The sequence below is a fragment of the Trebonia kvetii genome (assembly GCF_007827045.1).
GTDB lineage: Bacteria > Actinomycetota > Actinomycetes > Streptosporangiales > Streptosporangiaceae > Trebonia > Trebonia kvetii.
Genome location: NZ_RPFW01000011.1, coordinates 12,941 through 27,197, shown reverse-complemented (window position 1 = coordinate 27,197; position 14,257 = coordinate 12,941). Strand labels below are relative to the sequence as shown.

12 protein-coding genes and 1 tRNA gene are annotated in these 14,257 nt (G+C 70.0%); 3 read left to right on the top strand and 10 right to left on the bottom strand.

The window, feature by feature from the left end:
• Window positions 1-39 precede the first annotated feature (39 nt).
• Window positions 40-1,608 (bottom strand): alpha-amylase family glycosyl hydrolase, encoded by a 1,569-nt coding sequence (locus tag EAS64_RS39915; protein WP_246116108.1) that lies wholly within the window; start codon window positions 1,606-1,608, stop codon window positions 40-42.
• A gap of 141 nt (window positions 1,609-1,749) precedes the next feature.
• Here EAS64_RS39915 and EAS64_RS39910 point away from each other — a divergent pair.
• Window positions 1,750-1,842: transfer RNA gene (locus tag EAS64_RS39910), tRNA-Sec, on the top strand.
• 101 nt (window positions 1,843-1,943) lie between these two features.
• Here the strand turns inward: EAS64_RS39910 and EAS64_RS39905 are convergent.
• Together EAS64_RS39905 and EAS64_RS39900 are read right to left on the bottom strand one after the other, a co-directional pair.
• Complete coding sequence (locus EAS64_RS39905; RefSeq protein ID WP_145861918.1) at window positions 1,944-2,297, bottom strand: site-specific integrase; 354 nt, start codon at window positions 2,295-2,297, stop codon at window positions 1,944-1,946.
• A 9-nt stretch (window positions 2,298-2,306) separates the two neighbouring features.
• Complete coding sequence (locus EAS64_RS39900) at window positions 2,307-3,386, bottom strand: SDR family oxidoreductase (RefSeq protein ID WP_145861916.1); 1,080 nt, start codon at window positions 3,384-3,386, stop codon at window positions 2,307-2,309.
• A 147-nt stretch (window positions 3,387-3,533) separates the two neighbouring features.
• Between EAS64_RS39900 and EAS64_RS39895 the strand changes: the two genes are divergently transcribed.
• On the top strand, window positions 3,534-4,001 hold the full coding sequence (locus tag EAS64_RS39895) for a MarR family winged helix-turn-helix transcriptional regulator (protein ID WP_222849964.1): 468 nt from the start codon (window positions 3,534-3,536) through the stop codon (window positions 3,999-4,001).
• A 282-nt stretch (window positions 4,002-4,283) separates the two neighbouring features.
• On the top strand, window positions 4,284-5,012 hold the full coding sequence (locus EAS64_RS39890; protein ID WP_187366525.1) for a TetR/AcrR family transcriptional regulator: 729 nt from the start codon (window positions 4,284-4,286) through the stop codon (window positions 5,010-5,012).
• Between the two features lie 345 nt (window positions 5,013-5,357).
• Here EAS64_RS39890 and EAS64_RS39885 read toward each other — a convergent pair whose 3' ends face one another.
• The 7 genes from EAS64_RS39885 to EAS64_RS39850 are packed head-to-tail and all read right to left on the bottom strand — an operon-like array spanning window position 5,358 to window position 14,195.
• Window positions 5,358-6,338: a VOC family protein gene (locus EAS64_RS39885; RefSeq protein WP_145861912.1), complete on the bottom strand. Its 981-nt coding sequence runs from the start codon at window positions 6,336-6,338 to the stop codon at window positions 5,358-5,360.
• 1 nt (window position 6,339) lies between these two features.
• Window positions 6,340-7,200 (bottom strand): fumarylacetoacetate hydrolase family protein, encoded by an 861-nt coding sequence (locus EAS64_RS39880; protein ID WP_145861910.1) that lies wholly within the window; start codon window positions 7,198-7,200, stop codon window positions 6,340-6,342.
• 16 nt (window positions 7,201-7,216) lie between these two features.
• Entirely contained in the window at window positions 7,217-8,605 is a 1,389-nt protein-coding gene (locus tag EAS64_RS45310) for a flavin reductase (protein ID WP_222849963.1), read from the bottom strand.
• 49 nt (window positions 8,606-8,654) lie between these two features.
• A complete protein-coding gene (locus EAS64_RS39865) occupies window positions 8,655-9,650 on the bottom strand; it encodes an ABC transporter ATP-binding protein (protein WP_145861908.1) in 996 nt (331 codons plus the stop codon).
• Window positions 9,647-11,680 (bottom strand): dipeptide/oligopeptide/nickel ABC transporter permease/ATP-binding protein, encoded by a 2,034-nt coding sequence (locus EAS64_RS39860; RefSeq protein WP_145861906.1) that lies wholly within the window; start codon window positions 11,678-11,680, stop codon window positions 9,647-9,649. The genes EAS64_RS39865 and EAS64_RS39860 overlap by 4 nt, the downstream gene beginning before the upstream one ends.
• Complete coding sequence (locus EAS64_RS39855) at window positions 11,677-12,618, bottom strand: ABC transporter permease (protein WP_145861904.1); 942 nt, start codon at window positions 12,616-12,618, stop codon at window positions 11,677-11,679. Before EAS64_RS39855 ends, EAS64_RS39860 begins: the two co-directional genes overlap by 4 nt.
• Complete coding sequence (locus tag EAS64_RS39850; RefSeq protein WP_187366524.1) at window positions 12,618-14,195, bottom strand: ABC transporter substrate-binding protein; 1,578 nt, start codon at window positions 14,193-14,195, stop codon at window positions 12,618-12,620. Before EAS64_RS39850 ends, EAS64_RS39855 begins: the two co-directional genes overlap by 1 nt.
• Window positions 14,196-14,257 lie beyond the last annotated feature (62 nt).

Below are 14,257 nucleotides of genomic sequence, written 5' to 3'. Positions count from 1 at the left end.
ACGCTACCGCAGTCCCCCGGCGGTTCGCGGCGCGGGTGGTCACACGGCGAGCCACACCGCCGTGTCCGACGGCAGCGAGCCGCCGGGCAGCCCGGCCTCGCCGGGCAGCAGCGGGCCGCTCGCGAGCAGCACCTCACGGAACTCCGGCAGCCTTAGCGGCGCCGTGCCGAGGTTGGCGAGGAAGGCGAACCCGGGGTCGCGGCCGAAGTGCAGCGCGTCGTCCGGCGCCTGGCGCCACCGCATCGCGCTGCCGCTGGCCGGCCCGATGCCGAGGGCGGGATGCTCGCGACGGATGCGCAGCGCCCGCCGGTACAGGGTCAGGAACGAGTCCGGGTCGCCGTCCTGCGCGGCGACGCTGCGCTCCCCCCAGCCCGCGGGCTGCGGGAGCCACGGCGGGGCGGGCGAGGATGCCGCATCCGTTCGGGAAAATCCGTACGAGGCGCCGTCGCGGTCCCACGGGAGCGGCACCCGGCTGCCGTCGCGGCCCGCCACCTTCCCGCCTGTCCTGCGGAAGGTGGGGTCCTGGCGCGCGGAGTCGGGAATGTCGGTCACTTCGGGAAGTCCCAGCTCCTCACCCTGGTAGATGTAGGCGGAGCCGGGCAGCGCGAGCAGCAGCAGCGCGGCGGCGCGGGCCGCGGCGCTGCCCCAGCGGCTGGCCGGGCGGTCCACGTCGTGGTTGCCGAGCACCCAGGGGGCGCGCGATCCGTCCGCGAACGCGTTGGTCGCGTCGATCGCCGCGCGCAGCGCCCGCGCCGACCAGCGGGCGCGGACCAGCTCGAAGTTGAATACCTGCGGCAGGCCGCCCGGCTCCAGGTAGGGCCGCAGCGTGTCGGCCGAGTCCGCCCAGACCTCACCGATCGCGGTCCGCGGTCCAGGGAATCCGGCGGCGGGGTAGGAGTCGAGCAGCCGTCGCCAGGAGCGGTAGACCGCGTGGGTCTCCTCGCGGTGGTAGTAGGCCGAGGGGCGGTTGGTCAGCGTCGCGTCGGCAACGTCCGCCAGGTCCGGGTCCTTGAACAGGCCGTGCGCGACGTCGACACGGAACCCGCCGATCCCCCGGTCCAGCCAGAACCGCAGGATCTCCTCGAACATCGGCGCGACGCGCGGATCGCGCCAGTTCCAGTCCGGCTGGCTCGAGTCGAACAGGTGCAGGTACCACTGGCCGTCGGGAACCCGGGTCCAGGCCTGGCCGCCGAAGCGGGACGGCCAGTTGTTCGGCGGCTGGTCGCCGCCGGGGCCTCGGCCGTCGCGGAAGAGGAACAGGGCACGTTCCGCGCTGCCCGGCGGCGCCGCCAGCGCCTTGGCGAACAGCGGATGCTCCGACGAGCAGTGGTTGGGGACCAGGTCGACGATCACCCTGATGTCCCGGTCGGCCGCGCCGCGCACCAGGGCGTCGAAGTCGGCCAGGGTGCCGAGCCTGGGGTCCACGCCCGTGTAGTCGCTGACGTCGTAGCCGCCGTCGTTGAGCGGCGAGGGGTAAAACGGCGTCAGCCAGATCGCGTCGACGCCGAGGTCAGCCAGGTAGTCGAGGCGGCCGATCACGCCGGCCAGGTCGCCGATCCCGTCACCGTCGGAGTCCGCGAAGCTGCGCGGGTACACCTGGTACACCACCGCGCCTGCCCACCAGGGCCCGCCGGTGGGTGCGGGGGATCGCTCCCCCGCTTGGAAACTGTCGTTTGCCCGCACCGCCTGTCCCTTTCCCTGTGACTTCGATTGTTAACTCCCCCCGGCTGACTCAGTAGAGTCTTCGCTGGAGGCGTCTGGGTTCCTGGTGGTCCCCCTGGTCTTCAAAACCAGAGAGCGGCGTGCCGCGTCGCTGGCGGGTTCGATTCCCGTCCGCCTCCGCTACCAGCACTAACGCCAGATGAAGGGCAACCTGGACACTTACTGGCAGGCGGCGGTTTGGGCATTCCCGGCGACATTGGGAACGTTATGGGAACACGCGATCACGATGATGCGCTTTCCACGAGCTTTGCGACCGCCTCGGCGGCAGCCTTGTGCGCCTCGGCCTCGATGTGCGTGTAGTGCGCGGTCTTCGGCGTGCTCTCAGTGACCGCGCCCCGCACGAGCACGATTGGACGCCGCACGCGCACGTAGCCCGAGTCCAGGTCGGAGTCTGGCCACCGCAGGCCGGCCGCCTCGCCTCGCCGCGCGCCGCGCAGCAACACTATGCGGAATAGCGGGCCGAGCGGATCATCCTTCGTGGGCTCGCGGGCCTGCAGGTCCTCATCCCGCTGCCAGTCGCCTTCTTCAGCAAGGCCGGGTGAACCAGCCGACCAGCGGGAGCTGGTGCAGGCCACCGATACGTGCTAGGCGGAAAGGGATTCCTTCGCCGCGTTGCCGTCGGACGGGACCGGCCCGAATACGGCCGGTGGTGCGGGCGGCGTCTCGAGAAGGGCGCTGAGCCGCGGTACCTGAGCGGCGATGGCTGAGCTGTGGGCGGTGAACGCCTCGGCCGAGGCGAACATCTGGATTACCAGCAGCGGGCCGTCATCATGGCCGCGCGGGCTGTGCACTGAGTAGCGGATGCATCCGGCCTCGGCGCGGATCTGCGGTGCGAGTTCCGCCAGCAGCGCGAGGAGGTCGTCGCGTCGCCCCTGCTTAGGATCCAGCGTGGACACGGCAACGACCGGGCCGACCGGCCTGGGCTCGGTGTCGTTGAGTAGGGCCAAGGCCTGGACGAGTTCGGCCTGGTTACCAAGCCTGACCTCGCGGCCGCTGATAGTGGAGGCTGAGGCCGCGACGGCGACGGAACCGACCTGGTCGGCGGTGATCCAGTCCGCGCCGCTGCCATCGGCTGTGCGGGTGCGGACCGGGCCGAGCACTAGGGCGAAGACACGCTTCTGGCCGGCGAGCTCAGTGGCGAGTACCTGCTGCATCATCAGCAGGGCAGCCTGCTCCATGCTTACCAGCCCGCTGCCGAGGACCGGGGTGGACGCGGAGGCGCCGACGATGAGCGAGTAGGCACCGTCAGCCTTCATCCGAGGCAGGGCGGCGCGCGCCACGGCCATGTGCGTGGTCGCGAGCCGGACGAACGCGTCCTGCCAGTCGCTTTCGCTGATCTCCCACAGGCGTTTGCCGGCCCACCAGCCCCCGATCGGCGCCACGACGTCGTCGATGCTGCCCAGCCGGTCCTCCATCGTCGCGGCGAGTTCCTCTGCGCCCGCGAATGTCGTGTAGTCATGGACAACCAAATGCAGCCGGCCGGTGGCTGCGCCGCCGAGCAGACGGCGGAACTCGTCGGCCCGCTCCTGGCTGCGGGTCGGGACTACGACGTCGGCGCCGGCGGTGAGGTAGGCGCGCACCGCTCCCTCGCCGACCCCGCCGCTGCCGCCGGGGATCACGACGTGCCGGCCTGCGAGGTCCGGCGCATAAGTGCCGCTTGGCATGAGTTCGCTCCTCGGGTCGTGCGGCCGGTCAGTACATGAACGACCGGGTCCTCACTATGTTGGTGTCATCAACGTTGGTAGAGACAACGTTGATGATTACAACATAGCAGGTTTCGTTGTTATTCCCAACGGTTAAGATCGGAGATCGTGGACGACGAACGGCTGGGTGACGACGGGCGGCAGCCCCCTGCCCGCCTGCGCAGGCTTGCGAGCTGGCAGGCGAACAAGGTCTCGATTCTTGGCGCGCGGTTGACCGCGCGCCACATGCCGCTCACCGCGCGGTCCGACTTCGCTGTCCTGGCCGCGCTGGAGGAATACGGAGCACTGAGTCAGGCAGACCTCGGCCGGCGCCTTGGCCTGGACCGGAACGAGGTCAGCGGCATCGTCACCCGCCTCGCGAGCGGCCGTCACGTCGACCGTCAGGCCGACCCAGCCGACCGGCGCCGCAACGTCGTCACGCTCACCGAATCAGGCAAGAGGCATCTCGAAGGGATCCAGCGCCACGCCGACGCCGCCCAGGACGAGCTGCTCGCTGGCCTGGACCCAGCCGAGCGCCGACAGCTCAACGAACTGCTCGCCAAGCTTCTCAGCAGCCACAGGGGGCAATCGGCTTAGCAACGGCGCTCACCGACGACGGCCGCGTGCCGCAACTTTGACCCATGATGCGATCGACCTACTGTGAGCTGTAAGGCGCGTTCTGAGGAATTGGCCAGTTCGATGCCCGCACGCGCGGCGAACCGATCCCGCTGGTCTTCTTCCGCAGCGGTTACGGGCAGTTCTGGCGCGGCCGCGGCACAGGACACCAGCCGACTGGGCACTAACGGGCACGGGGCTGTACGGTTCCGTTCATCCGCCGGTCGAGGGGCACCAGTCCCTTCTGTCATAGAGGAGGCCGCGATGCCCGCCCCCGCCCGCAAGTCCCGCACGCCATCCGCCGGTCCCGCGACTGGCACGCCGAGGCCGACCAAACGCGAGCGCGAGCTGCGGGCCGGGATGGAGCTCTTCCTCAAGGACGGATTCGACAACACCTCGATGGATGCCATCGCGGCGTCGGCCGGTGTCTCGAAGACGACGCTGTACGCGCACTTCGGCGACAAGGCCGGCATGTTCCGCGCTGTCTTCGAGGAACGGGGTAGCGCACTCGATCTCGACCTTGACCAGCTCGCGCTCCGGGAGAGCGCCAGCGCCGAGGAGCGGCTGCATGACGTGCTGCTGACCGTGCTGCATGAGGCGCTGTCCGGGCCGGGGCTCGCGTTCTTGCGCGTCCTGGTGACCGAGAGCGCACGGCAACCCGAACTCGCGCAGACGCTGTTCCGGCGCGGCCAGCCGCATGTCTTCGATGTCATCGGCGCCCTGCTCGAAGAAGACGCGCGCGACCACGGCTACCGGCTCGCCGACCCGGCCGCACACGGAATGCTGCTGGTCCGGATGACCGTCGGCAGCCTGCAAGTCGACGCCCTGTGCGATACCGCCTTCCGGCCCGCGCCGGGTTTCCTGGCCAGGCACGCGCGCTGGGTCCTCGACATGTTCCTGCGTTCCCTGCGCTCCCAGGACGGGGCCGAGCTTGCCGCCCCGCCGAGCCCCCACCGCTATCCGTGGATGCATCCCGACCACGGCGGGGAATGAGAGCAAGGTCCCGACGGCGCCAAGGCGGCGGTCGCCTGCGGAGTTACCCGCACCCGTTCGGGATAATGCTTGCTGTTTCATACCGAACGGGTGCGTGCGCGTCAGTTACCGTCCGGGGCGAGCACGCCGGGCGGCGGTGCGTCGGGGCGGCGTGCAGTTCCCAGATTCCGGACTTGCCCGGGCTGAGGATCCGTTGGGGGCAAGCGCGTTCTTGATCCGCTCGCGGACGAGGGCCTTGGCGCCTCCGCCGAAGTCCTGCGCGCCGAGAACCTGGTCCATGAACAAGGTGCCGGCCCGGTAAGGAACCGGCCGAGGTTCGCAACGGTCGTATAGGGCACGGGCTTGTCAGCCTTCCTGTCGTGACGGGCCAGCTGACCCGTGGGCGCTGGCCATTCCGTGGGCGCTGGTCATCAGGCCGGCCAGGTCCTCGGGTTCGATGAACGACGGCGGCGGCGGCGGGCCCCAGCTGAACAGGGCGCGTGAGTCGGTCCAGTCGCCTGCCGTCCACAGCGCGTCCTCCACGATGCAGTCCATGTCGGAGTAGTACTCGGAGAAGTTTCCCGCCGGGTCCTTGAAATACCAGAAGAAGTTGGAGCCGATGTGGTGCCTGCCGAGGCCCCACACGTGGCGGCCCGGATCCTTTTCGAGCAGCGTCTTGGCGCCGCGGCCGATCTCGTCGACGTCGTCCACCTGCCAGGAGGTGTGGTGCAGCATGGTGACCGGCGCCTGCTGGATCATCAGGTTGTGGTGGTCGGTGGAGCACCGCATGAAGGCGGCGACGCCGGGGATGCGGTCGCTCACCTTGAAGCCGATGCCTTCGGTGAAGAACCGGTGGCTGGACTCGGCGTCGGTCGATCCGACGACGACGTGCCCGAGCTTGCGCGGCCGGACGGGCCTGTCCCGCAGCACGCCTGGCGCCCGCTGGGTGGTGCGGACGATGGCACCTGGGCCGTTGTGGCCCGGGGATGGGACGGGCTTCTGCCGCAGCCGCGATGCGATCTCCACGGTGGCCCGCACGCCGGTGCCCGGGTCGGTCACGTGCAGCGAGGCGGCGGTGCGGGTGACCGGCAGCCCGAGCGCGCCGACGCTGACCGCGATCCTGTCGAGGTCGTCGGGGTCGTCGACGCCAACGCCGATGTCGAGCAGCCGGCGGCGGGGAGCGGCGGCCAGCGTGAGCTGGTCGCCGCCGTCGGCTGTGGCGAAGGTGACGGCCTGCCCGCCGGCCGCAGCGCCGGTTCTTGTCAGGCCGAAGTCCGCGTAATAGGCGGCCGTCTCGATGACGTTCGGTACGCCGATGGTGATGCCGGTGAGCCGGTGCAGTGGCATGTCAGTCTCGCTCGATGTAGCCGGGCGCGGCGACCAGGCGCGTGCTGATTTCCCCGATGCCGCCGATTGTGCTTGTGAGGGTCTCACCGGGCCGGAGCATCCGCTCCGGCTTGCGGCCCATGCCGGTGCCTGCGGGCGTGCCGGTCCAGATGACGTCGCCGGGAAGCAACGTGCAGATCGCCGACAGCCTGGACACCAGGGCGGGCACGCTGAAGATCAGGTTCTTCGTGTTGCCGCTCTGCAGCACCTCATCGCCGACCCGGCAGCTGATGTCCAGGTTCTCCGGATCGGGAATCTCGTCAAGCGACACCACCGCGGGTCCCGTCGGGCCGAACCCTGGGTAGGACTTCCCCATCGAGAACTGCGGAACCGGGCCGGCCAGCTGGACGGTGCGCTCGGACAAGTCGTTGCCGACGGTGAGGCCGGCCACGTAGCCCCACCCGTCGGCCTCGGCGGCGCGCTCCGCCCGCCGGCCGATGACCACCACGAGCTCCACCTCGAAGTCGACCCGGCTGCTCGGCAGCGCGACCGTGGCCTCGGGCCCGGTGTGGCAGGTCGGGAACTTGGTGAAGACCACCGGCTCCGGCGGGAGCAACGTCACGCCGGTCTCCTCGGCGTGGTCCTTGTAGTTCAGCCCGATGCCGAAGACCTGGCGGGGCAGCGGCACGGGGGAACCGAGGCTCGCCGGGTCGTACGGCGCGGGGAACGCGGTCGTGGCCGCGGCGAAGTCCCGGACCTCGTCCCAGCGGGAGTAGACCTCGAGGAAGTCGGGGTCGAACGTGCCGTCGCTGGCGCGTTCCAGGTCGATGGCGCCGCCGTCGGTCAGCAACACCGGGCGGTTCCCCAGGTTGGCGAGTCGCATGCGATGATCCTCCGATTCAGAAAGCGGCGTGGCGGAGGTCTTCCGCCGGTTCGACGATGCGCTGCCCGTCACCCGAGATGACGTGTCCGGGCAGCGCGGCCTGGAAGTACGCGGCCCCGCGGTACTCCACGACGTCGAGGTCGGCCAGGCCATTGACGACGTGGAAGGTCGTCGGCAGCTGCTCGAACTTGGCGTGGTGCCAGGTGAGCTCGCCGGCCCCCTCCCAGCGGCGGTAGCCGCCCGCCGGATTCTTGCCCGCGGCCTGTCCGCCTCCGTTCGCGGCGGCGGCACCGGTCGTGACGTGCGCGATGTCGGCGCCGCCCGCGCCGTGCCGTCCGGTGCGCGGAACGTACTTGAAGGTGATCATGGGCGCGCCCGCCGGCGGCCGCGCGTCGCGCACCTCGGTCAGGCCGGCCAGCGCGGCGGAAAAGAACTCAAAGCCAAGCCAGGACGCTGTCCCGGTCACGCTGCCGTGTTCGAGGTCAACGTCCAGGTCAGCGAAGTCGGCGGCGAGCTTGGGGAAGCCGAGTTCGTCGCGTCCGGTGACGACCGCGTCGGCCAGCCCCTCCCAGATGACCGGCATGTAGTTTCCCTCGATCGTCTCCGTCCTGCCTTCGTAGGTGACGGGGATGAGGGGGTGGAGCACTCCGTAGCCCCGGCCGGCCAGCCAGTACAGGTCGCGGAAGAACCCTAGCTGGACCGATACGACGGGCTCGCCGCGGAGGCGGAAGCCCGGCGGCAGCAGCCGCTCGAGCTGCTCGGCCCGGCCGAGGAAGTCGAGGGTCACGAACTCCTGCCGCATCGTCCCTGTCTGCTCCGCTGTCCACTCGGTGCCGTCGGCCTTCTGCCGCGGGCCCGGCGCCGGGCCGAAGCCGACGGGCATCCGGTAGCGGGTGGACGGGGTTGTCATCATCAGTTCCTCCACGGGTAACGACGCCACGGTTCCGTACTTGCTGGCCCAGAAGACGAGGGGCGCCGCCTCCTCGCGCCGCTCGAGCGCCACGACCCGGCCAAGCGCGATCGTGTGGTCTCCGGCCCGGATCTCGTCGTACAGTTCGCAGTCGAGCCACGCCGCGGCGTTGCCGATGGCCGGCCCGTGCGAGCGCGGGCGCACATCGACGCCGGCGAAGCGGTCAGCGCCCTTCCTGGCGAACTGGGCACAGATCTCCGCGGAGTCCGAGGCCAGCACGCTGACGCAGAAGCGCCCTGCCTCGCGGATGCCTGGCCACGTGGTCGAGGTGTCCGCCGCGCACACCGCGATCAGCGGCGGGCTCAGCGACACGGCGGTGAAGGAGTTGCACGACATGCCGACCGGGCCGCGCGGCGAGTCCGCGCATACCACCACGACGCCCGTGGGATATGACGACAGCACGCTACGGAAATGCGCAGCATCTACGCTATTCATATCTGTACTGTACGGTTCAGTATGATTCATGTCAATCACGCTCACCGGCTCAGTGCGCATGGTGGCAGGCCACCACGCGCCCCTCCAGCTGACGCGCGAGCGGCCGCTGCGCCCGGCACACCTCCGAGGCGTCCGGGCAGCGCGGCGCGAACGGGCAGCCGGCACTCCCCTGTTCACTGCTGTCACTGGCCTGCACCGTGCCAGCGCTGGCCCGCACGGTGACGGCCCGCCGTACCGCCCGGCGCCTGCCCTGCTCCCCTGGCCGCGGAACCGGGGCCGCCGCGGTCAGCGCGATGGAGTACGGGTGCTTCGGCCGGGCGGTCACATCTGCCGCGGTGCCCGACTCCATCACCATGCCGCGGTAGAGGACGATCACTCGCTGGCACAGGAAGCGCACCACGCCGAGGTCGTGAGCCACGAACAGGATCGCGTGGCGCCGCCGGTCGCGCAGCTCGGCAAGCAGGTTGAGCACCTGGGCCTGCGTGGACAGGTCAAGTGCGCTTACCGGCTCGTCCATCACGATGACGTCCGGGTCACTCACCAGGGCCCGTGCCAGGGCGATACGCTGGCGCTGGCCGCCGGAGAACTGGTGCGGATAGCGGCCGAGCGCGTCCTCGTGCAGGCCCACGGAGGTGACCGCGTCGGCCGCAAGTTCCCGAGCCCGGCCCGCGCTAACCTGCTGCCTGCGGAGCGGCTCAGTGACGGTCTGCCCGACCGTCTGGAACGGGCTCAGCGACGAGAAAGGGTCCTGGAAGACCGCCCGCAGCTCGCCCACCATCGCGCGCCGCTGCCGGACAGAGGTGTGCGTGATATCGCGATCGTTCAGGGTGATCTTGCCGGCGCTCGGGCTTTCCAGTCCGAGTACCGCCTTGACGATCGTGGACTTCCCCGACCCTGACTCGCCCACAAGACCGACGGTCTCGCCCGCGGCGATCTCGAAGCTCACGTCGTCCACCGCGGTGACGGGCTGCTGCCGCCAGCCGGACCGGTAGCACACCGACAGGTTCTTTACCGTCAGCGCATGCGCATGGGATGCCTCGTTCATGAACGCTCCCTCCGCAGCTCCCGGTCGCGGGACCGACACTGGCCTGCCGTTCTGAGTTCATGGAGCTCCCCTGCCCGGGTGCAGCGCACCAGTGTGCCGTTGACTGTCCCGTCGACTCGGGCGGTGAGGTCGACCGGGGTCTGGCACTGCTCCTGCGCGAACGCGCACCGCGCCGCGAACCGGCAGCCAGCCGGCCAGCTGCCCGGCGCCGGGACGTGGCCGGGGATCGTCGCCAAGCGCCCGGGAACCGGCTGGTCCGCGGCCAGATGCGGATTGGCGGCAAGCAGGGCCGCGGTATAGGGGTGCCGCGGGCCTTCCAGGACTTCCGCGGCCGGGCCCTGCTCGACGATGTGCCCGGCATACATCACGGCGACCTTGTCGCAGATGTCCGCGATTACGCCGATGTCGTGGCTGACGATGATGACGGCCACGCCCGTGTCCTCGACTAGGCCGCGCAGCAGGTCAAGTATCTCCGCCTGCACGGTCACGTCCAGGGCCGTCGTGGGCTCGTCGGCGATGAGCAGCCTGGGCTGGCCGGCCAGGGCCATGGCGATCGTCACCCGCTGGGCCATCCCGCCAGACAGCTCGTAGGGACGGGCGCGCAGCACCCGCGCGGGGTCGGCGATGCCGACGAGCCTCAGCTGCTCGATCGCCAGCCGGGTGGCTTCTTTCCTGCCGATCCGGCGGAACCGCCGCAGCTGCGCGGTTAGCTGGAACCCGACCGTGAACAGCGGATCGAGCGCGAGCATGGGATCCTGGGGGATCATCGCGATCCTGCGCCCGCGCAGCGGGCGGAGCTGCCGCTCGCTCAGTCCCGCCAGTTCGCGCCCCTCGAACCGGACCGATCCGCCGGCCAGCGACACCTCCGGCGGGAGCAGCCCAAGCAGGGCAAGCGCGCTGAGCGTCTTCCCGCACCCCGACTCGCCGACCAGGCCGATGACGTCGCCGGCCTCCAGGGAGAGCGTGAGGCCGGTCACCAGGTCCGGCCCTCCCGTGAGCCCGAGGCTGAGGTCGGTCACCTCGAGCAGCGGTGTGCCGGGCGCGGGGGCCGCCGGCGTCAGCGGACGGCTCGCCTGCGTCAGCAGGCGGCGCGCGGGCTTCAGCGGGTGGGGTCCGGCCTTTCGGCGAGCCCGCTGAAGCCGGCGCTTGCGCTCATGGTCCAGCGGAGAGGCCGCCAGCGCATCACCGAGCGTGTTGGCGGCGATCACCGTCAGCGCCAGCACCACGCCGGCCGGAACCATCATCCAGGGATCGGTGTAGAGGTACTGCGACGCCGTGGCGATCATGCCGCCCCAGCTCGGCGTCGGCGCCGCGGGACCGAATCCCATGAACGCCAGGCCGGACTGGATCAGGAGTGACATGGCGAACATCTGCGAGGCCTGGACCGCGGTCACGGTCGCCATTCCCGGCAGGATGTACCTCATACCGATCCGTGCCGCCCCGACGCCGTCGACGCGGGCGGCGTCGACGTACAGCCGCCGGTGCAGGCCCTGCGCCACGCCGAGCAGGGTGCGGTAGACCGCGGCCGACATCAGCAGACCAAGGACCGCCATGATCAGGTAGATGTCACCGCCTCCCACCGCGCCGATCAAGGCGAGCAGGATGATAGTGACGGGCAGCGCAAGCATGACCTCGGCGCACCGGCTGGTCAGGCGCTCGACACGGCGCCCGTGCTCCGCGGCCGCCAGTACCAGCGGGATCGCGACGGCGAATGCGACCACGACGCTCAGCGCGGCGGCCAGCAGGGCAGGACCGCTGGCCGCGAAGATCCGCGTCAGGATATCCCGGCCCAGGTCGTCGGTGCCGAGCCAGTGGCTGCCGCCCGGGCCCTGCAAGCGACCGGTCAGGTGCTGCGCGTCGGGCCGGTAGGGCTGCCACAGCGACGCGGTCGCCGAAAGGATCGCGAGGAGCAGGAGCCATCCCGCGCCGAAGATCCCACCCGCGCGCCGGAGGAACCGGGGCAGCCGCCTCCGGCCGGGCGCCGGCCTGGCCGCCGCCTGGGCCTGTGCCCGTTCCGTGGTGCTGCTCACGTTGCCCTCACTCGCGGGTCGATGCCTGCGACGAGCAGGTCAAGCAGGAGGTTCACCAGCACTACGACCAGCGAGGCGATGATGACGACGCCTTCCACCCCGGGAAAGTCGTAGGAGGTGATGGCGTTCGATGCGGCCTGCCCGAGTCCCGGGAGGGCGAACAGGTTCTCGATGATGACCGAGCCGCTGAACAGCGCCACGAACTGGACGCCAAGGACCGACACCACGGGAACGCTGGCCGACCGCAGCGCGTGGATGAGGAGCAGGCGCCATGGCGGCTCGCCAAGCGATCGGAGCATCTGGATGTGCGGCTGGCGCAGCGCCTGGGCCAGCGCTGCGCGTGCCGTCCGCGCCACGATCGCGGTGGCGGGGACCGCCAGCGCGATGACCGGGAGGGTGATGCTCTGCAGCCACGCGGTCAGACTCTGCCCTGGTGACACATAGCCCGTGGCCGGCAGCAGGCTGGCCTTGATGGACAGCGCGTACACCAGCAGGACGCCTGCCCAAAACGGTGGCAGCGAGAGCGCCATCCCGCTTGCGGTGTCGATGACCCGGTCCGCGGCACCTCGGCGGGTGGCCGCGATCAGGCCGAGCGCGGTCCCGGCGACCGCGCTACTGGCGGCGGCCAGGACCGCGATCAGGCCGGTGACGGGCAGTCTCTGCATTAGGTCATGCCCGATGGAATGCCCGTCGATAATCGACGTGCCGAGATTGCCCCTAGCCACATCGCCGAGGTAGCGGCCGAGCTGTGTCAGCAGCGGCTGGTTCCAGCCGATCTCGCTGTTCTTGGCAGCGATCTGCGCCTTTGTCGCGCCCGCGCCGAGAATCAGCTGACCGGGGCTGCCCGGCGCCAGGTGGACAAGCAGGAAGCTGAGCACGACCGCCACGGCGATGGTCACCAGCGCCAGCAGGGCGCGGCGGGCCAGGTAACCCGCCATTACGCGCCGGCGGGAGCGACGCTCGACAGCAGCGGGAAGACCGACGCGCCGGACGACTTGGGGACCTGGACCTGGGACGAGTCGTAGCCGATCTCGGCCGGCTGCGCATAGAAGGTGAACATCCAGCCCTCGTTGACGACCGCGTCATCGAGGCTCTTGAGCGCCGCGGTGTCCGAGTTGCCGCCCTCGCTCTCCGCCACCTGGAGCGCGCTTGTGATCTGCGCGTCAGTCGCGTGCTGCGGGTTGAACGTGCCGCCGAGCAGGAAGGCGTTGACGAACCCCAGCGGGTCGCGGCCGATCGTGAAGTCGTTGTACCCGATCGGGGTCGTGGACTGAGCCTGAAGTCCCTCGGCGTACGAGGTCGCGTGCTGGATGGTCATGTGTACGTCGATGGCCTGCCAGTCCTGCTGGAGGGCCTGGAGATCGGTGTCCATCTGGGGGCCGACGGTGATAACGGAGAACGAGAAGCCGTGCGGGTAGCCCGCCTCGGCCAGCAGTCGCTTAGCCTTCGCGGGGTTGTATGCGTAGGTCGTGTCCAGGTTGGAGTCGTAGCCCTGAGTGCCCGGGGGGAAGAAACTGGCGGTGGCGACGGCACCGGGATGCAATTTCGCGATGGCAGCGCGGTTGACCGCCATGGACAGGGCCTGGCGGACCTTGACGCTCGCGAACGGTTCGGAGGTCTTGCCGAGCTTGTCGAACAGGGGGGAAGCGTAGATGGTGCCAGCGAATTCGACCACGCTGTCCTTCGACTTCACGAACGAGATAACGGACGGATCGAGCTGGGCGACCTGGACCTGGCCGGACACCAGCGCGTTGGCCATGGTCTGTGAGTCCTGCAGGACCTTGAACACGACCCTCGAGTACGGGAACGAGCTCGCGTCCCAGGCGCTGGTGTTCTTGGCCAGCGTGTAGCTGCTGCCCTTGACAGTGCCGGAAGCGGACAGCGTGTAGGGTCCGGAACCGTCCGGCTGGGTCATCAGCGACTTGGGGTTGGCGATCGCCTTGCCGCCCACGATCCGGCCGGCGTCGTCGGCCAGCAGGGAAGGAGCCGACGCCTGGGACTTGGCGAAGGTGATGACCACCGTGGACGGGCTCGGGGCCGCGACGCTCACGATCGCGGCCGTGCCGCCCGCGGCGAACATGCCGTAGGCGCCAAGCGTGGGGTCCGACCTGCGGTCCAGGTTCTGCTTGACGAGCGTCGAGGTCAGGGTGGTGCCGTCGGTGAACTTCACCCCCTGGCGAAGCTGCAGGGTCAGCACGGTCTTGTCCGCGTTGAACGTGTAGCTGGTCGCGAGCTGCGGCTCGACCGCGCCGACCGACGTGGTGGTGAACAGCGAGCTGTACAGCCCCTGCCAGAACGTCGTCTCGCCGCCGCCGGACAGCGCCGCGGGGTCGTATCCGAACGCTGCCGGGTCGGCGTTGGTCCCGATCGACACGGCGGTGCTAGCGGCCGCACCCGTGGACTTCACGGAGCTCGAAGATCCGCACGCGGTGGCCGCAGCAGTCGCTCCGATGACCGCGACGGCCAGGCAGATCTGCCGGCGTCTCGGTATGCCGTTCTTAATGCCGTTGGGCATTCTCTCCTCCTCGAGAGTGAGCGCTATCCCGGCGTCTCCGCCGGAACAGGCAGCATTAGCCA